We start from the raw sequence: 21,086 nt of genomic DNA, 5'->3' as shown, positions 1-21,086 counted from the left end.
CCTGTTGCGCCTTGTTCATCGCACCGATAAGAAGCGGCGCGCATGGAGCTTCGGAACCTTCGTTTCGACGTTTCCGTGGCAGGTTTTTGGAAAGTCCGGTCCCTATGATGTCTTTTTCGCCTTCGTCCCGCAAAATGATCGCCGTGCTGGGCGGAGCCGCAGCGCTGGCGACAGTCGCCGGCTGTGCGAAGGATAACGACATCGACATTTCGTCGGGTGTGGGCATCACCGCGACGCGCAACCTCTGTCCGGCCGTCGCCGTGCCGATGCATACGGGCGATATCACCCTTTTCGATCCGGCAACCAGCCGCGACGCGAGCGCGATCGACGTGGTTGCGACGATCACGAACGTCGTGCCGGCGTGCAACGATACCGGCGAAAAGGTTTACCAGCTCGCCAATTTCGACGTCGTTGCAACGCGCCGCGACGCTGGCCCGGCGCGCACACTGACCTTGCCCTATTTCTCGACGGTGGTTCAGGGCGGAAGCGCGGTTGTCGCAAAGCGCGTCGGTCAGGTCACGATCAGCTTCCCCGAAGGGCAGGTCCGGGGCACCGGGCATGGCCAGGCTTCGGCCTATGTCGATCGCGCTGCGGCGACGCTGCCCGCCGACATCCAGGAACGCATCACGCGTAAGCGGAAGGCGGGCGAGGAAGACGCCGCGATTGATCCGCTGAGCATTCCCGAGGTGCGGGCCGCGGTGCAGCGCGCCAGCTTCGAGCTGCTCGTCGGCTTCCAGCTGTCGCAGGAACAGCTCGAATATAACGTTCGACGATAGACCGTGCGGCGGCGCGCTTTCGCGCCGTTCGCTTTTCTTTTTGCCCTGCGGCGCCAATATGGGCGGCGCAGGGCTTTTCGCGTTACCCTAGCTGGGGTAGGGCGCCCGCCAACTGACATTTGACCGAAAGATAGGATCCGCCGTGACCCTGTTCAGCCGCTTTTCCGACCATATCGATGTCGCGCTCGATGCGCTCGTTTCGCGAGGCGCGCTGCCCGCGGATCTCGATCGCAGCGCCATCAGCGTCGAACCGCCGCGCGACCCTTCGCATGGTGATGTCGCAACCAACGCCGCGATGGTGCTTGCCAAGCCCGCGGGAACAAACCCGCGCGCTCTGGCCGAGCTTCTGGTCGCCGAGCTCGGCGGGCTGGACGAGGTCACCGAAGCGAGCGTCGCTGGCCCCGGCTTCATCAACATGCGCGTGGCCGACGACAGCTGGCGCGGCGAGCTTGCGCTGATCCACGCCGAAAGCGGCGATTATGGCCGCTCGAATATGGGTGAAGGTCGCAGCGTAAATGTGGAATATGTATCGGCGAACCCCACAGGGCCGATGCATGTCGGCCATTGTCGCGGCGCGGTCGTCGGCGATGCGCTTGCCGCGCTGCTCGAATATGCGGGCCACAAGGTTATCCGCGAATATTATGTCAACGACGCCGGCGCGCAGGTCGATGTTCTCGCGCGATCGGTCCACATGCGCTACCGCGAGGCTCTGGGCGAGGATATCGGCGAGATCCCCGAGGGGCTGTATCCGGGCGACTATCTGAAGCCGGTCGCGGAAAAGCTGGCTGCCGAATATGGCGGCCGCTTCGTTGCCGCGCCCGAAAGCGCGTGGCTCGGCCTGTTCCGCGCCGAGGCGGTGAGCGCGATGATGGACATGATCCGCGCCGACCTCGCCAAGCTTGGCATCCATCACGACCTCTTCTCGTCCGAAGCCGAACTTCAGGCCGAAGGAAAGCCCGCGGACGCCGAAAAATGGCTGCGCGATCATGACCTTGTCTATGACGGCGAGCTTGAGGCCCCGAAGGGCGAGACGCCCGAGGACTGGGAACCCGTCGAATTGCCGCTCTTCCGTTCGACCCGCTTCGGCGACGATCAGGATCGTCCGATCAAGAAGTCGGACGGCAGCTGGACCTATTTCGGTGCCGACCTCGCCTATCATTTCCAGAAAAGCCGGACGGCCGACGAACTGATCGACATCTGGGGCGCCGACCATGCAGGGACGGTCAAGCGGATCAAGGCCGCGGTTGCGGCTTTGACCGGCGGCAAGACGCGGTTCGACGTCAAGCTGGTCCAGATGGTCCGGCTGCTGAAGAATGGCGAGCCGTTCAAGATGTCGAAGCGTGCGGGCAATTTCGTCACGCTTGCGGACATCGTCGACGAGGTCGGCAAGGACGCGGTGCGTTTCACGATGCTGACGCGCAAGGCGGACGCGCAAATGGACTTCGACTTTGCGAAGGTCGTCGAGGCGTCGCGCGACAATCCCGTCTTTTATGTCCAGTACGCCCATGCGCGTATCGCCTCGCTGAAACGCAGGCTGGCCGATGCGGGCGTCGCAGAGGCGGCCCCGAACCCCGCCCGGCTCGACGAATATGAGCTTGGCCTGGTCAAGCTGCTCGCGCAATTCCCGCGGATCGTCGAATCCGCCGCCGCATCGCGCGAGCCGCACCGGATCGCCTTCTTCCTCGGAGAGGTCGCCGCGGCGTTCCACGCCTGGTGGAATATGGGCAACGATCGCCCCGACGCGCGTGTCATTTTGGCAAATGACCCCGAACTGACCGCGACGCGCCTTTATTTGGCCGACGGAATCGGGCAGGTTATCCGTAACGGGCTGCACCTGATGGGGGTCGACGCGCTCGAGGAGCTGAATTGATGGCCGAGGACAAAGAGGCGGGGCTGGGTCTGGATGGCGAGGAGCGCCTGCCCTGGCTCGAAGCGGCCGATGAATATGAGGATGATGGCGAGGTCTCACCGGCCCGCCTGTTGATCATGGTGTTTGGCGGGCTGATTCTGATCGGCGCGGTGCTTGGCGGTCTCTGGTGGATGCAGAACGGCGGCGCACGCGGGCAGGGCGAGCTGATCGTTGCCGACAAGGGCGACTACAAGGTCGCGCCGAAAACCGACGGTGCGAAAACCTTCGAGGGCGAGGGCGACGCAAGCTTCGCCGCGACCGAGGGCGCGGTGCCGTCGGGCAAGGTCGATGCGAGCCGGATGCCCGAGGAACCGGCCGTGACGCCGGAGGAACGTGAAGCCGCCGCAAAGGCCGCAACGGCCAAGGCCAAGGCCGACAAGGACGCCGCCGCGAAAGCCGAGGCTGCGCGCATCGCCGCGGCGGACAAGGGCAAGCCCAAGCCGGCGGCCATGTCGGTCAAGACTGCCGATACGGTTGCGAAGGACAAGGCTTCGACCGGCGGATCGGCGACGATCCAGCTCGGCGCGTTCAGCAGCGAGGCCGCAGCGACCAAGGCGTGGACGACGCTTTCGAAGCGTTTCCCGTATCTTGCCGATCTTGGCAAGTCGGTGTCGCCGGCAACTGCGGGCGGCAAGACGGTCTATCGCTTGCGCGCATCGGCGGGATCGACGGCAAATGCGACGTCGCTGTGCGGAAAATTGCGCGTTGCGGGTGAAAATTGCGACGTCGTCCGTTGATTTGGCCCGTTTGGCCGCACCGGACATTGGTTCGTTTACCCTCTGGTGCCATGCTGGACATGAGGGGGCGCCGGCCTATGGAGGTTGACGCACGATGATACCCGCTATTTTCGGCCTTTCGGGGCTGACCCTGACCGATGACGAGCGCGCCTTCTTTCGCGATAGCGACCCTGCGGGCTATATTCTCTTCGGCCGCAACATCGAAAATCGCGAGCAGCTGAAGCGCCTGACGGATGAGCTGCGCAGCCTCGACGGCCGTACGAATCTGCCGATCCTGATCGATCAGGAAGGCGGGCGGGTTGCGCGCATGAAGGCGCCGGAATGGCCCGATTTTCCGAGCGGCGCGGCGTTCGATGCCCTGTACGAACGGGCGCCGGCAAGCGCGATAGAGGCGGCGCGGCTCAATGCGATGGCGCTCGCCGCGATGCTTGCCGAGGTCGGGATCACCGTTGACTGTCTGCCGTTGCTCGATGTGCGCCAGCCCGGCGCGAGTGACGTCATCGGCGACCGCGCGCTTGGCAGCGAACCGATGCGCGTCGCGGCGCTCGGCCGCGCGATTTTGAGTGGCCTTCAGGACGGCGGCGTAGTCGGCATCGTCAAGCATATCCCCGGCCACGGGCGTGCGCTGTTCGATTCGCACGAGAAACTGTCGCGCGTGACCGCGTCCGATCACGATCTGCTGACCGACCTCGCGCCTTTCGCGGCGCTGCGCGACGCCGCGATGGCGATGACCTGTCATGTGATTTTCGAGGCGTGGGACAAGGATTTGCCTGCTACGCTGTCGCCGACGATCATCGACGGCATCATTCGTCAACGCGTCGGTTTCCACGGCCTGCTGATGACCGACGATCTCGACATGAAGGCGCTGTCTGGCGACGTGCCGTCGCGCGCCGCCGATGCGATCGCCGCGGGCTGCGACATCGCGCTCAACTGCTGGGCGAAGATGGACGACATGGTCGGCATCGCGAACGCGCTCGATCCGATCAGCACGGTATCGCGCGCGCGGCTCGAAGGGGCGATGGACCGGATTGCCGGCGCGCATGACCCGCGTGAGTTCGGCGTGCTCGTCGACCAGCGCGACGCGCTGCTGGCAATAGCCTGATCCGATGGAAGAATTGCCGCTCGACTTCGAACTGGTTCCGGCGGCGGCGGCAGAGCGCGAGGATGCGCTGCAGCTCAGTCTGGACAGCTGGGAGGGGCCGCTCGACCTGTTGCTGACGCTCGCGCGCAGCCAGAAGGTCGATCTGCGGCAGATTTCGATCCTGCAACTTGTCGAGCAGTATCTGGGCTTCATCGCCGAAATGCGCGCGAAGCTGGAGGTCGCGGCCGATTATCTGGTGATGGCGGCGTGGCTCGCTTATCTGAAATCGGCACTGTTGCTTCCCAAGGATCCGCTCGAGGAACCGTCCCCCGATGAACTGGCGCTGCGCCTGCAGCTTCGCCTCCAGCGGCTCGCGGCGATGCGCGAGGCGGCGGCACGCCTGCTCGCGCGCGACCGTGTCGGCCGCGACGTCTTTCTGCGCGCAAAGCCTGAAGGGCTGCGCGATGTAAAGCTGCGCCGCTGGGACGCCAGCCTGTACGATCTGCTCTCGGCCTATGGTCAGGTGAAGCTGCGTACCGAACCCGTCGTGCATATGGTTTCGCGGCGCCCCGTGGTGACGCTCGATGCCGCGCTCCACCATCTGGAGCGGCTGATCGGGATCAAGCTCGACTGGGCGGAGCTCTCGGATTTCCTGCCGACGGACTATCAGGGCCCCCTGCGCCGGTCGGCGATCGCGTCGAGCTTTGTCGCCGCACTCGAACTGGCGCGGCAAGGCCGCGTCGACCTGAAACAGGACGGCGCTTTCGAACCGCTTTATCTGAAGGCCGCACAAGCATGATCGACGACCTCGAACGCGCTATCGAAGCCATGCTGTTCGCCAGCGACGAACCGCTCGATGCACGGCAGGTGGCGAATCGTCTGGGTGATGAAATGACGCCGGGAGAGATTCGCGCGATTATCCTGCGGATCGCCGGCCGCCACGACGGCAGCGGGATCGAGCTGGTCGAGCGGGGCGGGCATTGGCACTTCCAGACCCCGTCCGACCTTGCGCACCTGCTAAGGCGCGAGCGCGACGATCCGCGCAAACTGTCGCGGGCGGCGGCCGAGGTGCTTGCGATCGTCGCTTATCACGAGCCCGTCAGCCGCGCCGAGATAGAGGCGATCCGCGGCGTCCAGACATCGAAGGGAACGCTCGACGTGCTGATGGAGGCCGAATGGATCGCACCCGCCGGCCGCCGCGAGGTGCCGGGCAGGCCATTGATTTACAAGACGACCGACGCGTTCCTGCAACATTTCGGCCTCACCAGCCGCAAGGACCTGCCGGGAATCGAGGATTTGCGTGCGGCCGGACTGCTCGATCCCGTCGACCTCGCGTTCGAGGAAGCGATGGGCGAACTGGACCTAGTAAAAGATGGCGAAGAGGCTTAGATGAGCCCTTCAAGGAGAATTTGAGATGGGTAGCTTTAGCCTCGTTCACTGGCTTGTTCTCGGCCTGATCGTCCTGCTGTTGTTCGGCAAGGGCCGCTTTTCCGATATGATGGGCGATGTTGCGAAGGGCCTGAAGAGCTTCAAGAAGGGCATGGCCGAAGACGATACGCCGCCTGCTCCGAAGCATATCGAAGGACAGCGCGCCCCGGACGCGACTCCCACGCCGACCGCGGAAACCGAAATCCGCTGATTGCAGCGTTCGCGCGGGGAAGCGCTAGTTCATGTTCGACGTTGCGCCGACCGAGTTTCTGCTCGTCATCATAGTGGCTCTGGTTGTTATCGGCCCCAAGGATTTGCCCAAGGCGATGCGCTTTGTCGGCAAGTGGGTCGGCAAGGCGCGCGGTATGGCGCGCCATTTCCGTTCGGGCCTCGACACGATGATGCGCGAAGCCGAACTCGAGGAGCTCGAGAAGCAATGGCGCGCGCAGAATGACGCGATCATGAAGGAATTCCCGCGGGTCGATGAGGCCGGAGCGGGGACCCCTCCGCTGATTGCCGCTTCACCGGCGGACGGGGCACCGCCTGAAAATCCGGACCATGCGGCTGCGGCTACCAGGCCCGAGACGCATGAAGTTCCGCCGCGCGATGGCCCGCTGCCATGACCGAAGAAGCCTCCGCAACGGCGGTGAACGAGGATGGTGCGGGCGGCAAGATGCCGTTGCTCGACCACCTGATCGAGCTGCGGTCCCGTTTGCTGAAATCGCTGCTCGCTATCGGCGTGGCGTTTCTGTTGTGCCTGTATTTTGCCCGCGCGATACTGACCGTGCTCGTCCACCCGCTCACTGAAGCGGGATTGAAGAAACTCATCTACACCAAGCCGACCGAAGCTTTTTTTGTCGAAATGAAGGTCGCGTTGTTCGCCGCGATGATGCTGGCATTCCCTGTCATTGCGAACCAGCTCTGGAAATTCGTCGCTCCGGGTCTTTATCGCAAGGAACAACGGGCGCTTCTGCCCTTTCTGTTTGCGACACCCATATTGTTCGCGACCGGCGCCTGCTTCGCCTACTTCATCACCATCCCGACGGCGCTGCATTTCCTGTTCGGGTTTCAGCGCGATCTGGGTGGCGTGACGCAAGAGGCCCTGCCGGCAACCGGCGAATATATCAGCTTCATCATGCAGTTTCTGATGGCGTTCGGGATCGCCTTCCTGTTGCCGATCCTGCTGATGCTCATCGAGCGTGCGGGCCTCGTCACGCGTGAGCAACTCATCAGTGCACGCCGTTACATGATCGTCGGCGCGTTCGCGATCGCGGCGGTCTTCACGCCGCCCGACGTGCTGAGCCAGCTGCTGCTCGCGATCCCGCTGGTGCTGCTGTACGAACTGTCCATCGTCGCGATCTGGTTCACCCAGCGCAAACGCAAAACAGGCGCCGAAGCGGCGCCTGTCGAGCCTCTCGAAGAGGCTTAGGGTAAGCGGGCAAACGCCCGATCAGTGGATGGCGTCGCTACCCGCCTGGCCGACCGATTCGATATCGCGGCCAGCACCCTTCACCGTATTGCAGCCAGCGACCAGAAAGCTGGCGAGCAAGGTGAGGAGGATTACACGGACACTCGTCATTTTATCACCTCTCAGGATTTGGATGCAAAATGGCCCGGCACGCTTCGAGGGGGGGGGGAGGGAATGCGGGCCGGGCCAATGTTGCTGAGCAGCGCTGCGGGGGGGCGATGACCGCTGCTCGAATGGGAAACGACCGGTGCGGTGGATAAGTTCCCCAAAAAAGTGACCCGGTGTAAAATTTTTTTCCGATTCTTTTGAATCGCTTGGGAATCAATGCTTTGGGTCACCCCATCGTGGTGAGGCCGCTCACTACGGCAAGGCCGAGGAACGAGAAAAAGCCCATGATGTCGGTGAGGGTCGTCACGAATACCGCCGACGAGACCGCGGGATCGACGTCGAGCCGATCGAGCGTGACAGGCACGAGGATGCCGGCGAGACCCGCGACCAGATTGTTGATCAGCATCGCCGAGGCGATGACGACGCCCAGCAACGGGTTTCCGAAGATCAGCGCGGTACCCGTGCCGATCAGGATGCCGAGCGACAGGCCGTTCACTGCGGCAATGCGAAATTCGCGAAAGATCATGCGCAGCGTGTTTGACGCCGTCAGCTGGTTGGTCGCGATGGCGCGAACGGTGACGGCAAGGGTCTGCGTTCCCGCATTTCCGCCCATGCCCGAGACGATCGGCATCAGGACCGCGAGCAACGCGAACTTCGCGATCGCGCCTTCGAAGAATCCGACAACCGACGCGGCGAGCATCGCGGTGCCGAGGTTGACGGTCAGCCAGCTCAGGCGCGTGCGGATCGTCATGGCGATCGGTTCGTTGATGTCGCCGTCGCCGGCGCCCGACAGGCGCAGGATGTCCTCGCCGGCTTCTTCCTGGATGATGTGGACGACGTCATCGACCGTGATCATGCCGACGAGGCGGCCGGCCTTGTCGACGACAGCGGCTGAAATCAGCGCATATTTCTGGAAGCGGAGCGCGACCTCTTCCTGATCCATATCGACCGGGATCAGCGTCTGTTCGCGCTTCATCACGTCGGCCACGGCGATGTCGCGCGGCGTGCGCAATATCCAGCTCAGCTGGCAGGTTCCGATCGGCCGGTGCATCGGGTCGACGACGAAGATTTCCCAGAAGTCGGTCGCAAGATCGACGTCCTCGCGCAGCCGGTCGATGACGTCGCCGACGGTCACATGCTCGGGCACCGCGACATATTCGCGCTGCATCAGGCGGCCGGCGGATTCCTCGGGGAAGGAAAGGGCGTCCTCGATCGCGGCGCGGTCTTCGGGCTCCATCGCCTCGAGCACCGCCTGCTGGTCGTCCTCTTCCATATCCTCGATGATCGCGACGGCATCGTCGGTATCGAGTTCGGAGGCGAGTTCGGCGACCTGTTCGGGCGCGAGGAGATCGATCAGTTCCTCGCGCACATAGTCGTTCATCTCTGCCAGCACGTCGGCGGAGAGCATGTCGCCGAGTACGGCGGCGAGGATCGGGCGTTCGTCGGAGCTCGCGAGTTCGAAAAGGTCGGCGATGTCGGCCGGATGGAGGCGGCCTATGCGCTCGCGCGCAGCCTCGCCTTCGCCTTCTTCGGCAAGGTCGATGACCTCGCGGACGAAGCGGGGGCGCAGACGATCGTCTTCGTCCAGTTCGGTTTCGGCTTCGCGCGCAGGCTGGTCGCGACCCGCATCGCGCTCGTCGGTGATGACGATATCTTCAGGGGGCAGGGACTCTTCGCGTTTGTCCATCGCGGTCCTCCCTGGGTCATGCGGCGTCCGTGCTTCCCCCTAGTCCTGCGGGCAGCCGATGGCAACGTTCGCGCGGTCATTTACGTATTTAATGCGTGGCTTTGCGACGTCTCCCCGCTATGGCACCGCCAAATCCCCAACAAAGGAGCTTTTCATGTCCGACCAGACGCTCACCCTTTCGCTGTCGACCGGCGATGTCGTTATCCGCCTGCGCCCCGACCTTGCGCCGCTGCACGTCGAGCGCATCACCGGCCTTGCCAAGGAAGGCTTTTACGACGGCGTCGTCTTTCACCGCGTGATCCCGGGCTTCATGGCGCAGGGCGGTGACCCGACCGGCACGGGCATGGGCGGCAGCAAGCTTCCCGACCTGCCGCAGGAATTCAACGCCGAGCCGCACGTTCGCGGCGTGTGCTCGATGGCGCGGGCGCAGAACCCGAACAGCGCGAACAGCCAGTTCTTCATCTGCTTCGACGACGCGCGCTTCCTCGACAAGCAATACACCGTCTGGGGCGAAGTGATCGAAGGCATGGAAAATGTCGACGCGCTGCCGAAGGGCGAGCCGCCGCGCGAGCCCGGTAAGATCGTCAAGGCGACCGTCAGCGAATAAGAGAAAGTCCCCGCTTCGGCGGGGATTTTTTTAGGCGCCGATAAAGCCGTTGAGCCGTTCGCACGCGGCGATCCAGTCCTCTTTGAACTCCTGGACGACCTGCCCGGCGCCCATTGCCTCGTTCATCAGGCCGACGCCCTGACCGACCCAATAGGTCGCGAGCGCCTTCGCGCCTTCGTGGCCGCCCTCGGACAATTTATCGACCTTACGCAGCGCGGGTTCGCTTACCAGCGACTGCAGCGGCATCGGCAGCGGTTTCGGGGCGCCCTCGGCTTCCCACGCGTCGGTCCATGGCGAGCGGAGCTGGCGTGAGGGTTTGCCGGTGCGGCTCTTCGAGCGCACCGTGTCGCGCGACGAGGCGGCGAGCATCTTTTCCTTCACGACCGGATTGGTCTCGGCCTCGGCGGTGGTTAGCCACACCGAGCCGGTCCATGCGCCATGCGCGCCCATCGCCATTGCAGCGGCCATCTGGCGCCCGGTGACGATGCCCCCGGCGGCGAGGATCGGGGTGCTGGCGCCGACGGCTTCCACGGCCGCCGCGACTTCAGGAACGAGGACCATCGTCGCGACTTCACCGCAATGGCCACCGGCTTCGCCGCCCGCGACGACAAGGATGTCAACGCCGGCACGAACCTGCGCGAGCGCATGGTCACGTGTGCCGACGAGCGCGGCGACCGGCACGCCGAAGCGCTTGCCGAGTTCGAGCATCAGCGGCGGCGGCACGCCGAGCGCGTTGGCGATGAGCTTGATGGGGTGACGGAAGGCGACTTCGAGCAGCTTGGCGGCGCCGTCGTCGGTCATATTCTCGCCGAGGCCGCCGCCTACAGCGGGAAGCGCAAGATCACCTTCGTTTACGCCGTGCTTGCCAAGCAGGTCTGCGACGAACGCCTTGTGTTCGGAAGGGATCGGCGGGAGCTCGCTCCGGGCCTCACCCTTGCCGGCGAAGCTGTTCGGGACGATCAGATCGACCCCATAGGGACGACCGCCGATATGTTCGTCGATCCACGCCAGCTCTTCCTCCAGCCGCTCGGGCGGCAGCGACGCCGCGCCGAAGACGCCCATGCCGCCGGCTTTCGACACCGCGACGACGACGTCGCGACAGTGCGAGAAGGCGAGGAGGGGGAATTCGATGCCGAGCATCGCACAGATCGGGGATTGCATGGGTCTCTCTCCGGTTCGTTATTTGCACCCATGTCAGCGCTAGTTGACGTAAACGTCAAGTTGATTTGCATGAGGGGCCGTCTATCGCATTCGCCATGAGCGACTTCTCCCTTTCCGGTTTCGACCTTGGCGCCTTCGTCCGCAGCACTTTGGCCGAGGATATGGACTCGGGCGGCGATATTACCTCGATGGCGACGATCCCTGCGGGCGCCCGCTTTTCGGGAGTAATGGACAGCCGCGACGCGATCACCGTTGCCGGACTGCCGATCGCCGAGATGTTCTTTCGCGCGCTGGACCCGGCGATGGAGATCGAGATCCTCGTCGAAGAGGGCGAGGCGGTTGCGGCGGGCAGCGACCTGATGCGGCTGTCGGGCAACGCGCGCGCGATGCTGACCGCCGAGCGGTCGGCGCTGAACACGGTGCAGCATCTGTCTGGAATTGCAACGATGACGCGGCAATATGTCGATGCGCTCGCGGGAACGGGCGCGACCTTGCTCGACACGCGCAAGACGATCCCGGGTCTGCGGGTGCTCGAGAAATACGCGACGCGAATGGGCGGCGCGACGAACCACCGCATGGGACTGTGGGACGCGGCGATGATCAAGGACAATCATGTCGCGGTCGCCGGATCGGTCGAGGAAGCGGTGCGCCGCGCGGTCGACGCCGGGATCGAGCGGATTATCGTCGAGGTCGACCGCGTCGCGCAGGTCGAACCCGCGCTGAAGGCGGGGGCGACGCATCTGCTTCTGGATAATATGGGCCTCGACGAACTGCGGGCATGTGTTGCGCTGGTTGGCGGGAAGGTGCCGACCGAAGCGTCAGGCGGCGTCAGGCTCGACACGATCCATGACATCGGCGCGACCGGCGTGACCTATGTATCGGTCGGGCGGCTGACCCAGTCGGCGCCCGCGGCGGACATCGGGCTCGATTTTGCGCTGGCCTAGCGCCGTCGCCCTGGCGCTGATGCCGGTCGCGGTGCAGGCACAAGCGCTTTCCTGCTCGGTTCCCGGTCGCATCCCCGTTCCGCGGCTCGAACAGAACCCGCGCGACGAGCCCGTGCGAAGGCCGCCGGTCACCGGGTACAAGCTGAGCATGAGCTGGTCTCCGCAGCATTGCGCGAGGGTGCGCAATCCGAAGGATGCGCGCGACCGCTTCCAATGTTCGGGCGAGAATGGCCGCTTCGGCTGGGTGCTGCACGGGCTGTGGCCCGAGGCCGATACGCGCGACTATCCGCAATGGTGCCGTCCGGCGAAGATCGTGCCGCAGGCGGTGCTGAAGAAGCATCTGTGCATGACGCCTTCGGCGCAGTTGCTCCAGCACGAATGGGCGAAGCATGGAACGTGCATGAGCCCGCACCCGGCTGCCTACTTCCGCGCCGCCGAAATGTTGTTCCGCACCGTCCGGTTTCCCGACATGGCAAAGCTCGGCGCGCAGCCGCAGACCACGGGAAGTATTCGCCGCGCTTTTGCCGCGATCAATCCGGGCATCCGCGAAACGATGATCGGCGTGTCGACGGACCGCGATGGCTGGCTGACCGAGGTCAGCTATTGTCTGGGGCCGCGTATGCGTCCGCAGGCCTGCAAGGTTTTCCAGAAGGGCGCCCCGGATCGCAAGACGGTGCGTATCCGGCCGATGCCGCGCGGTTAAGAAAGCGCCGGGCGGGCGTCCCGTTGCGGTACGCTGCGGCGTTAACGATTTTTTAACCTTATCGACTCGTTAACCGGGGCGTAGCGTCCGGACATGGACGCAGAAGACCAGATCGACATTCGCGAACGGCTGCGGGCGCATAGCGCACGGCAACTGAGGATCGCGCAGCTCAACATGCCCGACGACTGGCAGGCGGAATTGCGGGTAATGCTGCACGCCGAGCGCGTTGCTCCGCCGCTTCTGGCGCGCGGCAGCGACATGCGGCTGTTTCTGGAAAGCTTCGCGATCTTCTTCGTCGCGACGATGATGTTCCTGATCTGAGCGACGGCTTCGGACAGTTGCGGAATTTTGCAAAGGGAGCGATGATTTCCCATGAGCGCCGATCATTGGACTTATTCGGAGTGGGAAGAAAACACGGTCGAGAAGATCGTGACAACGGGGCTGTCAGTTCCTGACGTACATCGCGCGGACTATCTGCGCGTCCAGATCAAATTGGCTATTCAGCAGGCTCTTCTACACGGACGATCCGGTCGATCGAACGACGAGCCGGTCGTATCCTGACGTTGGCTTCGGGGCCGAAGGCAGTTTTAATCGCAAGCCCGGTGCAGCTTCATCGCGAGCCAGGCCGAGATGAGGCACATCACGGCGCTCATCAGCAGCTGATCGACCGTTCCGACGCCGGCGAAGCCGAGCCCGATCGCGAGCAGCGAACCCGCGACCATCGCGCCCGAATTCACGATGTTGTTTGCCGCGACGGTGCGTGCGGTCTGGTCCTTCGGGACGGTGGTTGTCAGGAAGGCATAGAGCGGCACGACGAACATGCCGCCGCTGATCGCGATGCCGAGCAGGCTGAGCAGCAGCGGGACGACGCGTTCGTGTGCTAAGAAGCCCTTGATGTCGTAGAGCGCGCCCGCAGGCTCCGCGCCCCAGCTGCGGCATACGAAATAAAATGCGAGTACGAAGAGCGCCATCACGATGACGCTGGCCGGGCTGTAGCGTGCGGAAACCTTGCCCTTCAGCAGCTGGTTGACCGCGACCGAGCCGATCGCGATGCCGATCGAGAAGACCGCGAGGAACAGGCTCGCTACGCTCTTGTCGGCGTGCAGGATGTTCTTCGCCAGTGGCGGGAACTGGATGAACAGCACCGCGCCGATCGTCCAGAAGAAGCTGATCGACAGGATCGCGAGATAGAGGCGGGGAATATGCATCGTGCCGCGGACGAGCGCGACCGACGAGCGGATGATATGCCAGTCGATGCCGGTTTCTTCGTGTTGCGGCGGAGCCGGCGGCACCTTGCGTCCGGTCCAGTAGCCGAGCGCGGCGACGAGGACGACGCCGAGCGCGGCCCATTCGACCTCTATCACGCCGGCGAGAATCGTGCCCGCGAGGATCGCGATATAGGTGCCCGCCTCGACGAGACCGGTGCCCGCGAGCACCTCGTCGTTTTCGAGATGCTGCGGCAGGATCGCATATTTGATCGGACCGAAGAAGGTCGAGTGGATGCCCATCGCGAACAGTGCGAGCATCATCAGCGGAATCGCGAGAATGTGAACCGCCCAGCCCATCCACGCGAGGACGAGTCCTGCGCCGCCGACGAACATGATCAGAATCTCGCAGAATTTGACGATGCGGATGATCCGCGCCTTGTCGCGCGTATCGGCGAGCTGGCCGGCTAGCGCAGAAAGAAGGAAGAAGGGGAGGATGAAGACTGCGGTTGCGACCGCGCTGAACAGCGTTTCCGACGCCTCGTCGTTGAAAACGCCGTAGACGACGAACAGCACCATCGCATTCTTGAAGAGATTGTCGTTGAAGGCGCCGAGCAGCTGCGTGACGAAAAGCGGAAGGAACCTGCGTTGATTCAGCAGCGCAAAGGAGCCTGTCATTGAAAATCCACTTTTACAGCCCGAAATAGCGACAACGCCAACCCCCTCAGGCAATCCTGTTGTCGCACGGGGGGCTTATCGGTTAGGGCAGGCGGGGTCAAAGCCCAATTGGGCCGCAAAGCTAGAACGGACACGTCGACAGGGACCATGCTGAGCCTTCCCAACATATTGACGCTCTCGCGCATCCTGGCGGTTCCCATCCTGCTTTTCCTGTTGTGGCCGGGTGTGGCCGAGGGGTCGTTGCAGCCGAAGCCGATCGATTATGCACTGGCGTTCGGTCTCTACTGCCTGATGGGCATTACCGACTATTTTGACGGCTATGTTGCACGCTCGCGCGGGATCGTCTCGCGGCTGGGCGCTTTCCTCGATCCGATCGCCGACAAGATCATGATCGCGGCGGTGATCCTGCTGCTGGTCTTCACGCGCGATATCAACGGCTATCACGTCATCGCGGCGTTGATGATCCTGCTGCGCGAGATCATCGTGTCGGGGCTGCGCGAATTCCTCGCGACCTTGCAGGTGTCGATGCCGGTGACGCAGCTCGCGAAGTGGAAGACGACCTTCCAGCTGGTGGCGTTCGGCGCGCTGATCCTGGCTGGCGCGCTGCCCGAGTTTGCGTGGATCAAGACCGTCGGGTTGATCTCGCTGTGGGGCGCGGCGGTGCTGACGCTGATCACGGGCTGGGATTATCTGCGCGTCGGCCTGAAGCATATGGACTGAGCCGATGGCGCTGACGGTCAGCTATTTTGCTTGGGTGCGCGAACGGATGGGGGTTGCCGACGAGGTGATCGATCCGCCCGCCGAGGTCGCGACGATTGCCGATCTGGTCGCATGGCTTGCCGGACGCGACGAGCGGGGCGCGCTGGCCTTTGCCGAGCCGGGGCGCATTCGCGCCGCGGTCGGCGGGGCAATGGTTGGACCCAATGCGACGATCGGCAACGAGATCGCGCTCTTTCCGCCGGTAACCGGGGGGTGATCCGCGTTGCAGTCCAGACGGACGCAATCGACGTCCCCGCCGAACTCGATATTCACGACGCGGGCGGGCACGGCGCAAGCGCGAGCTTCATCGGGCGCGTACGCGGCGACAACGATCTGACCGAGCTGTTCCTCGAACATCATCCGGTGCTTACCGAGGCTGGACTGGCAGAATTGGCCCATGCCGCGGCCGATCGCTGGGCGCTGTCCGCGCTGACGCTGATTCACCGGGTGGGGGCGATGGCGCCGGGTGAAGGCATTGTGCTGGTGCTCGCAAGCAGTGCGCACCGGGCGGAGGCGCTCGCGGGATGCGAGTATCTGATCGACCGGCTGAAGACCGATGTGATGTTCTGGAAGCGCGAGACGTTCGCCGATGGGCGTATCACGTGGGTCGAGCCGCGCGACAGCGATCAGGGACGCGCGGAGCGGTGGGACTGACCTAATTCGCCTTATGCTTGCGGAAAATGTCCGCGAGCAATGTGAATTCCTCTGCGCGCGGGCTGCCCTTGCGCCAGACGAGCGCGATCGTGCGCCAGTCGTGATCCGAATCGAGCGGGCGCGTGTCGATGTCGGTGTGGTCTAGAATCCCGGCCTCGATCGCCATTTGCGGCAGCATCGTGATGCCCAGACCGTTGTCGACCATCTGGACGAGCGTGTGAAGCGAGGTACCCATCATGCGGGCGCCGGCGCGCAGCTCGGGACGGTTGCACGCGGCGAGCGCATGATCCTTCAGGCAATGCCCGTCCTCGAGCATCAGCATCTGTGCGGGGTCGAGCTGGTCGGCGCTGACCATCGCGGGAAGATCCTCGCTCTGGTCGCCGGGAAAGGCGACGAAGAGCGCATCGTCGAACAGCGTCTCGCTCTCGACGTCGCCGCACGCATAGGGAAGCGCGAGCAGCACGCAGTCCACCTGACCATGGTGGAGGGACTCGCACGCCTGTGCGCTCGGCTCCTCGCGGAGGAACAGCTTGAGTGACGGGCGTTCCTTGCGGAGCCGCGGCAGCAGGCCGGGGAGCAGGAAGGGCGCGATCGTCGGGATGACGCTCATGCGCAGTTCGCCGACGAGCGGCGCGGCGGCCGCGGCGGCCATATCGGCGAGTTCCTCGGCTTCGCGGAGGACGCGGTGCGCCTTGTCGACGATGGCATTGCCGAGCCCGGTGAAGCGGACGACGCGGCGGGTGCGTTCGACGAGCGTCTGGCCGAGCAAAGTCTCGAGCTCGCGGATGCCTGCCGACAGCGTCGACTGGGTGACGTTACAGGCGTCGGCAGCGCGGCCGAAATGGCCATGCTCGTGCAACGCGACGAGATATTGCATCTGTTTCAGCGAGGGCAGGTAATTATGCATTGATCGGATATAGCGTTGATGCCGCCGATATTAAACAATCTTGTCGATCTATATTCGCGACCATTCCGGTGGCGTTTTCTGTCGCGCCGTGCCGGAGCATGCTAGCAAGCTCTCCTCGACGGGAGAGGCATATGGCGGTTTCCAGATTCCTGATCGGCGGTTTGGCGAGCGCGCTGCTGCTCACCGGCGGCGTTTTCCTGTGGCAGGCGTACAGTCAGGATGCCGAGGACGAGGCTCTGCCCGAGCCTCCGCCAGCACTTGCAGCGATCCCGGTCGCGGGCGCGAACGCCCCGAAGCGTGGGCCGGCACCCCCAGCCTTGCCCGCCGCGAAAGAGGCCTCGCGCGAGGAACGGCGCTTCAACCGGTTTGACCGCGACCGCAACGACCGGATCAGCCGCGTCGAGCTGATGTCGGCGCGGACCGCCGCGTTCCGCAAGCTCGACAAGGACGGCAACAATCTGCTGACCTTCGAGGAGTGGGCTGCAGCGACGGGCGAACGCTTTGCCGGGGCAGACAAGGACAGATCGGGCGATCTGACGCGCGTCGAGTTCGCGACGACGGCGCCGAAGCGACCGGTGAAGGTGAAGTGCAGCTGTTAGGCTGCGACGCCCTCGGCCTGCTTCATCCATTCGGCCAGCGCCTGACCCGCGCGCTGGGTATAGCCGAGCTTGCGGTCCTTCTTGCGCACATCCTCTGCAAGCGGCGGGAAGAGGCCGAAGTTGACGTTCATCGGCTGATAGGATGAGGCGTCGGCGCCACCGGTGATGTGGCCGAGCAGCGCGCCGAGCGCGGTTTCGGGCGGGGGCGGGGGCAGCGTGCGGCCGCCGAGTTCGGCGATCGCGAAGCGTGCGGCGACGAGGCCGATCGCGGCGCTTTCGACATAGCCTTCGCAGCCGGTGATCTGGCCGGCGAAGCGGATGTGCGGCGCGGACTTCAGGCGAAGCTGGCCGTCGAGCAATTCGGGCGAGCGGATGAAGCTGTTGCGGTGAAGGCCGCCGAGGCGTGCGAACTCGGCCTTTTCGAGGCCGGGGATGGTGCGGAACAGCTCGACCTGCGCAGCGTGCTTCAGCTTGGTCTGGAAGCCGACCATGTTCCACAGCGTGCCGAGCGCATTGTCCTGCCGGAGCTGGACGACGGCATAGGGCCAGCGCCCGGTGCGCGGGTTGTCGAGGCCGACGCCCTTCATCGGACCGAAGCGCAGCGTTTCGGGGCCGCGTTCGGCCATCACCTCGATCGGCATGCAGCCCTCGAAATAGGGCGTGTCCTTTTCCCAGTCCTTGAAGTCGGTCTTGTCGCCGTCGACCAGCCCCTGGACAAAGGCGTGATACTGATCCTTGTCCATCGGGCAGTTGATATAGTCCTTGCCGTCGCCGATCGGCCCGACCTTGTCCCAGCGGCTCGCCATCCATGCGACGTCCATATCGATGCTGTCGCGGTAGACGATGGGGGCGATCGCATCGAAGAAGGCGAGCGCATCCTTGCCCGTAGCGGCGCCGATGCTCTCGGCGAGCGATGCGGCGGTCAGCGGACCGGTGGCGACGATGGTCATGCCCTCGCCCGGCAGCGTGTCGATGCGTTCGCGTACGATGGTGACGTTGGGATGCTCTGACAGCGCCCTGGTGACGCCGCCCGAGAAGAGGTCGCGGTCGACGGCGAGCGCCGAGCCTGCGGGGACTTTGGTGGCGTCGGCCTCGCGCATGATGATCGAGCCGAGCGTCCGCATCTCGCGGTGGAGCAAGCCGACCGCGTTGCTGTCGCCGTCGTCGCTGCGGAAGCTGTTCGAGCAGACCATCTCGGCGAGCGTCTCGCCCTGATGCGCAGGGGTCATGTCGCCCCCGCCGCGCATTTCGGACAGGCGGACGCGATAGCCGGCCTCGGCGAGCTGCCATGCTGCCTCGGAGCCGGCGAGGCCGCCGCCGATGATGTGAATGTCGTGGCTCATTTACGCTATCCGTTGACTTGTACTTGTGGAGCCGCGCACTAGGCCGGTTGGAGACAAGATGCAAAGGGGCGGAGCATGAGTGAAGCAGGCTGGGATCGCGCGCGGTGGCTTTGGTGGCTGGCGCTGCTGGGCGGGATCAGCTTCTTCGTCGCTGTGCTCCAGCGGCTTGACGGCCCGGCGATCTGGGCGTGGAAGACGAGCGGCGTCGGTCTGCTCGCGGTCTGGGCGGCGGCGAATGCGCGCGAACGGAACGGCTGGCTGATCGCTGCGGTGCTCGGCTTCGGAGCGCTCGGCGACTGGCTGCTCGATGCGAAAGGGCTGATCGCCGGCGCGTCGGCGTTCGCGGTGGGGCACATCATCGCGATTACCCTGTACCTCATGAACCGCCGCGCGCAGATGACGCCGTCGCAGCGCCTGCTGGGCTGGCTGACGATGCCCGCGACGCTGGCGATCGTCTGGGGCATGCTCAGTCCTCAGCCCGGCTGGTGGCACGCAGCGGTCTATTCGCTGTTCGTTGCCGCGATGGCGGCCGCCGCGTGGACGAGCCGCTTTCCGCGCTATCGCACCGGCATCGGCGCGATGATGTTCCTTGCGAGCGACCTGTTCATATTTGCGGGCGAGGGGGCCGTGCTCAGCAAGGATGTCACGATGTGGCTTGTCTGGCCGCTCTATTTTGGCGGGCAGGCGCTGATCGCGTGGGGCGTGGTCAGCACCCTGGCAAAAGAAGCGAAAACCTAGTCCCTACCGGCGGCGCACGACACCAGCCACGCCTCGTCGTCGGCCTCGGGGCCTTCGTTCGAGAGGGTTCGGACTTTCGGCAATCCAGCCTCGGGCCGCGCGGCGGCGCAGGAGAAGGCTTCGCCATCGTCGGCGCCGTAGAGGTGGTTGCCGCAGGCGTGGAGCGTCCGGTTCGAAGCTCCCCACCCCGTCTTTTCGACGCCGGCGGGCGCACGGCCGGCGCAATATGTGTCGGTTTCGGAACCAGGATCGCCGCAGATCCTGTCGATGCGCGCGCTCTTGCCTTCGGCAGTCGCGACGAAGCGCTGTGTATAATAGGCGTTGGTCGCGAAATCGCGCTGGACGCCGCAGACGCGCGTGCCTGCCTGCACCATCAGCGTGTAGGAACAGATGTTCGCGCCTTGATAGCTCTCGCAGTTCATCCATGCGCCGTCGAAAGGCGTGCGCGTACGTTCGGGCGCGGCACCGCCGGTCAGCAAGGCGCCGAAGGGAAGGAGAAGGAGGGCGGCAAGGCGCATGGCAGATCGCTTTCGTATGGGGGGCAGGCTCCGGCTACCTCCGCATCCGCATGCATGACAATGTCGGCGATCACAGCCCGTGCCGATATTTCATGTCTTTGGAAGAGTTTGGCGGTCAACCATCCCATGCCGCGATGGTCGTGCGGTGGAGCAGGCGGTCGTGGCCATCGTAGCCGCCGGTCGCGCGGTGAAGCACCGAACGGTTGTCCCACATGACGAGCATGTCTGGCTCCCAGGCGTGGCTATAGCGGAACTCTTCGCGTCCCTGCCACTGGATGAGATCGTAGAGGAGGGGCAGCGCCTCGCTATCGTCGAGGCCGTCGAAGCCGATGATATAGCCGGCGCAGCCGAAGAGGCCCTTGCGGCCGGTTTCGGGATGCTCGCGGACGAAGGGATGGCGCTGCGTTTCGAGCGCCTTTTCGTCCGAGCGGATGTCCATGCTGCGACCCTGATCGTTCGCCCCATACATGCCCGTGGGGGCGTAGCCGTTGCGGGCACTGTGGACCGCCTGCAGCCCGTCTACGCGCGCGCGCAGCTCGGCGGGCATTGCGTCGAGCGCGGCGTGCTGGTTCGAAAATTCGGTGTTCCCGCCGACGGGCGGGATGGTGATGCCGAAGAGGCAGGTGCCCGCGGGCGGACGCTCCTGAAAACTCCAGTCGCTGTGCCAGTTCTCGGCGAACAGCGGCGCGGTCTCGTCGGCCTTGCGCTTCACCGCAATGATATGCTCGTGCCCGGGGATGGGCCGGATAAAGGGATCGTCCCCGAAACCGCCGAAATAGCCGGTGAAGCGTTCGAGATCGCCCGCACTCATCTTCTGGTCGGGGAAGGCAAGGACGTGATGATCGAGCCAAGCGGCGCGGATTTCGGCGACCGTTTCGGCATCGAGCGGCTGCGTGAAGTCGACGCCGGTCACGCGTGCGCCGCAAGCCTGACCGCTGGGGGTGATGGTGATCATGGCGCGATGCTGCGCCGATTGCGGCGCCGGGTCAATCGCGCGCGACGGGCCGCCCCGAAAGCTCGCCGAGCCGATGCGGGCGCCGGGCCGGGGCAGGGGGAATTCAGCGGGGCGCCATCTT

27 protein-coding genes are annotated in these 21,086 nt (G+C 64.6%); 19 read left to right on the top strand and 8 right to left on the bottom strand.

From position 1 onward, the window contains the following. Positions 1-134 precede the first annotated feature (134 nt). The 9 genes from L7H23_RS02980 to tatC all read left to right on the top strand — a co-directional run bounded on the left by L7H23_RS02980 (position 135) and on the right by tatC (position 7,360). A complete protein-coding gene (locus L7H23_RS02980; protein WP_237837881.1) occupies positions 135-776 on the top strand; it encodes a hypothetical protein in 642 nt (213 codons plus the stop codon). 142 nt (positions 777-918) lie between these two features. Beyond that, positions 919-2,646: an arginine--tRNA ligase gene (argS, locus tag L7H23_RS02975; RefSeq protein ID WP_237837880.1), complete on the top strand. Its 1,728-nt coding sequence runs from the start codon at positions 919-921 to the stop codon at positions 2,644-2,646. After that, a complete protein-coding gene (locus tag L7H23_RS02970; RefSeq protein WP_237837879.1) occupies positions 2,646-3,422 on the top strand; it encodes an SPOR domain-containing protein in 777 nt (258 codons plus the stop codon). Before argS ends, L7H23_RS02970 begins: the two co-directional genes overlap by 1 nt. A gap of 94 nt (positions 3,423-3,516) precedes the next feature. Then, entirely contained in the window at positions 3,517-4,524 is a 1,008-nt protein-coding gene (gene nagZ, locus L7H23_RS02965) for a beta-N-acetylhexosaminidase (protein WP_237837878.1), read from the top strand. Positions 4,525-4,528: 4 nt separating this feature from the next. Continuing rightward, positions 4,529-5,302 carry a ScpA family protein gene (locus L7H23_RS02960; protein WP_237837877.1) on the top strand — a complete coding sequence of 258 codons (774 nt, stop codon included), beginning with the start codon at positions 4,529-4,531 and terminating at the stop codon, positions 5,300-5,302. After that, positions 5,299-5,892 carry an SMC-Scp complex subunit ScpB gene (gene scpB, locus L7H23_RS02955; protein WP_237837876.1) on the top strand — a complete coding sequence of 198 codons (594 nt, stop codon included), beginning with the start codon at positions 5,299-5,301 and terminating at the stop codon, positions 5,890-5,892. Before L7H23_RS02960 ends, scpB begins: the two co-directional genes overlap by 4 nt. A gap of 25 nt (positions 5,893-5,917) precedes the next feature. Beyond that, positions 5,918-6,142: a twin-arginine translocase TatA/TatE family subunit gene (locus tag L7H23_RS02950; RefSeq protein ID WP_237837875.1), complete on the top strand. Its 225-nt coding sequence runs from the start codon at positions 5,918-5,920 to the stop codon at positions 6,140-6,142. 31 nt (positions 6,143-6,173) lie between these two features. Further along, positions 6,174-6,554: a Sec-independent protein translocase protein TatB gene (tatB, locus tag L7H23_RS02945; protein WP_237837874.1), complete on the top strand. Its 381-nt coding sequence runs from the start codon at positions 6,174-6,176 to the stop codon at positions 6,552-6,554. Next, complete coding sequence (gene tatC, locus L7H23_RS02940; RefSeq protein WP_237837873.1) at positions 6,551-7,360, top strand: twin-arginine translocase subunit TatC; 810 nt, start codon at positions 6,551-6,553, stop codon at positions 7,358-7,360. The genes tatB and tatC overlap by 4 nt, the downstream gene beginning before the upstream one ends. Positions 7,361-7,381: 21 nt before the next feature. On the opposite strand, the gene L7H23_RS02935 is transcribed toward tatC, so the two are convergent. Beyond that, positions 7,382-7,510, bottom strand: a complete 129-nt coding sequence (locus L7H23_RS02935; RefSeq protein ID WP_237837872.1) for an entericidin A/B family lipoprotein — start codon at positions 7,508-7,510, stop codon at positions 7,382-7,384. Between the two features lie 223 nt (positions 7,511-7,733). Beyond that, on the bottom strand, positions 7,734-9,194 hold the full coding sequence (mgtE, locus tag L7H23_RS02930; RefSeq protein WP_237837871.1) for a magnesium transporter: 1,461 nt from the start codon (positions 9,192-9,194) through the stop codon (positions 7,734-7,736). 154 nt (positions 9,195-9,348) lie between these two features. On the opposite strand from mgtE, the gene L7H23_RS02925 reads away from it, so the two are divergent. Further along, positions 9,349-9,801, top strand: a complete 453-nt coding sequence (locus L7H23_RS02925; RefSeq protein ID WP_237837870.1) for a peptidylprolyl isomerase — start codon at positions 9,349-9,351, stop codon at positions 9,799-9,801. A 30-nt stretch (positions 9,802-9,831) separates the two neighbouring features. Here the strand turns inward: L7H23_RS02925 and L7H23_RS02920 are convergent, their stop codons facing one another. After that, the gene (locus L7H23_RS02920) at positions 9,832-10,962 is read right to left on the bottom strand and encodes a nitronate monooxygenase (RefSeq protein ID WP_237837869.1); all 1,131 of its coding nucleotides are present in this window, start codon (positions 10,960-10,962) and stop codon (positions 9,832-9,834) included. Between the two features lie 95 nt (positions 10,963-11,057). On the opposite strand from L7H23_RS02920, the gene nadC reads away from it, so the two are divergent. The 4 genes from nadC to L7H23_RS02900 all read left to right on the top strand — a co-directional run bounded on the left by nadC (position 11,058) and on the right by L7H23_RS02900 (position 13,170). Then, positions 11,058-11,906 carry a carboxylating nicotinate-nucleotide diphosphorylase gene (gene nadC / locus L7H23_RS02915; RefSeq protein WP_237837868.1) on the top strand — a complete coding sequence of 283 codons (849 nt, stop codon included), beginning with the start codon at positions 11,058-11,060 and terminating at the stop codon, positions 11,904-11,906. After that, positions 11,893-12,609, top strand: coding sequence for a ribonuclease T(2) (locus tag L7H23_RS02910; RefSeq protein WP_237837867.1), 717 nt, complete (start codon positions 11,893-11,895; stop codon positions 12,607-12,609). Before nadC ends, L7H23_RS02910 begins: the two co-directional genes overlap by 14 nt. Before the next feature lie 93 nt (positions 12,610-12,702). After that, positions 12,703-12,930, top strand: a complete 228-nt coding sequence (locus L7H23_RS02905; RefSeq protein ID WP_237837866.1) for a hypothetical protein — start codon at positions 12,703-12,705, stop codon at positions 12,928-12,930. Positions 12,931-12,981: 51 nt separating this feature from the next. After that, a complete protein-coding gene (locus L7H23_RS02900; RefSeq protein WP_237837865.1) occupies positions 12,982-13,170 on the top strand; it encodes a hypothetical protein in 189 nt (62 codons plus the stop codon). A gap of 26 nt (positions 13,171-13,196) precedes the next feature. Here L7H23_RS02900 and L7H23_RS02895 read toward each other — a convergent pair whose 3' ends face one another. Next, positions 13,197-14,492 carry an MFS transporter gene (locus L7H23_RS02895; RefSeq protein ID WP_237837864.1) on the bottom strand — a complete coding sequence of 432 codons (1,296 nt, stop codon included), beginning with the start codon at positions 14,490-14,492 and terminating at the stop codon, positions 13,197-13,199. 147 nt (positions 14,493-14,639) lie between these two features. On the opposite strand from L7H23_RS02895, the gene pgsA reads away from it, so the two are divergent. The 3 genes from pgsA to L7H23_RS02880 are packed head-to-tail and all read left to right on the top strand — an operon-like array spanning position 14,640 to position 15,905. Next, the gene (pgsA, locus tag L7H23_RS02890; protein ID WP_237837863.1) at positions 14,640-15,212 is read left to right on the top strand and encodes a CDP-diacylglycerol--glycerol-3-phosphate 3-phosphatidyltransferase; all 573 of its coding nucleotides are present in this window, start codon (positions 14,640-14,642) and stop codon (positions 15,210-15,212) included. A gap of 4 nt (positions 15,213-15,216) precedes the next feature. Then, complete coding sequence (locus L7H23_RS02885) at positions 15,217-15,468, top strand: MoaD/ThiS family protein (protein WP_237837862.1); 252 nt, start codon at positions 15,217-15,219, stop codon at positions 15,466-15,468. After that, a complete protein-coding gene (locus L7H23_RS02880) occupies positions 15,465-15,905 on the top strand; it encodes a molybdenum cofactor biosynthesis protein MoaE (protein ID WP_237837861.1) in 441 nt (146 codons plus the stop codon). The genes L7H23_RS02885 and L7H23_RS02880 overlap by 4 nt, the downstream gene beginning before the upstream one ends. 1 nt (position 15,906) lies before the next feature. On the opposite strand, the gene L7H23_RS02875 is transcribed toward L7H23_RS02880, so the two are convergent. After that, the gene (locus L7H23_RS02875) at positions 15,907-16,812 is read right to left on the bottom strand and encodes a hydrogen peroxide-inducible genes activator (protein ID WP_237837860.1); all 906 of its coding nucleotides are present in this window, start codon (positions 16,810-16,812) and stop codon (positions 15,907-15,909) included. A gap of 131 nt (positions 16,813-16,943) precedes the next feature. On the opposite strand from L7H23_RS02875, the gene L7H23_RS02870 reads away from it, so the two are divergent. Then, a complete protein-coding gene (locus tag L7H23_RS02870) occupies positions 16,944-17,411 on the top strand; it encodes an EF-hand domain-containing protein (protein WP_237837859.1) in 468 nt (155 codons plus the stop codon). On the opposite strand, the gene trmFO is transcribed toward L7H23_RS02870, so the two are convergent. After that, a complete protein-coding gene (gene trmFO / locus L7H23_RS02865) occupies positions 17,408-18,754 on the bottom strand; it encodes a methylenetetrahydrofolate--tRNA-(uracil(54)-C(5))-methyltransferase (FADH(2)-oxidizing) TrmFO (RefSeq protein WP_237837858.1) in 1,347 nt (448 codons plus the stop codon). The two genes, L7H23_RS02870 and trmFO, sit on opposite strands and share 4 nt — an antisense overlap. 75 nt (positions 18,755-18,829) lie before the next feature. Between trmFO and L7H23_RS02860 the strand changes: the two genes are divergently transcribed. Beyond that, entirely contained in the window at positions 18,830-19,492 is a 663-nt protein-coding gene (locus tag L7H23_RS02860; protein WP_237837857.1) for a lysoplasmalogenase, read from the top strand. On the opposite strand, the gene L7H23_RS02855 is transcribed toward L7H23_RS02860, so the two are convergent. Together L7H23_RS02855 and L7H23_RS02850 are read right to left on the bottom strand one after the other, a co-directional pair. Continuing rightward, complete coding sequence (locus L7H23_RS02855; RefSeq protein WP_237837856.1) at positions 19,489-20,010, bottom strand: hypothetical protein; 522 nt, start codon at positions 20,008-20,010, stop codon at positions 19,489-19,491. The genes L7H23_RS02860 and L7H23_RS02855 overlap by 4 nt on opposite strands. Positions 20,011-20,125: 115 nt before the next feature. After that, entirely contained in the window at positions 20,126-20,965 is an 840-nt protein-coding gene (locus L7H23_RS02850; RefSeq protein ID WP_237837855.1) for a TauD/TfdA family dioxygenase, read from the bottom strand. Positions 20,966-21,086 lie beyond the last annotated feature (121 nt).

Source organism: Sphingopyxis sp. BSN-002 (assembly GCF_022024275.1).
Taxonomy (GTDB): Bacteria; Pseudomonadota; Alphaproteobacteria; order Sphingomonadales; family Sphingomonadaceae; genus Sphingopyxis.
This window is presented reverse-complemented; position numbering and strand designations above follow the sequence as displayed.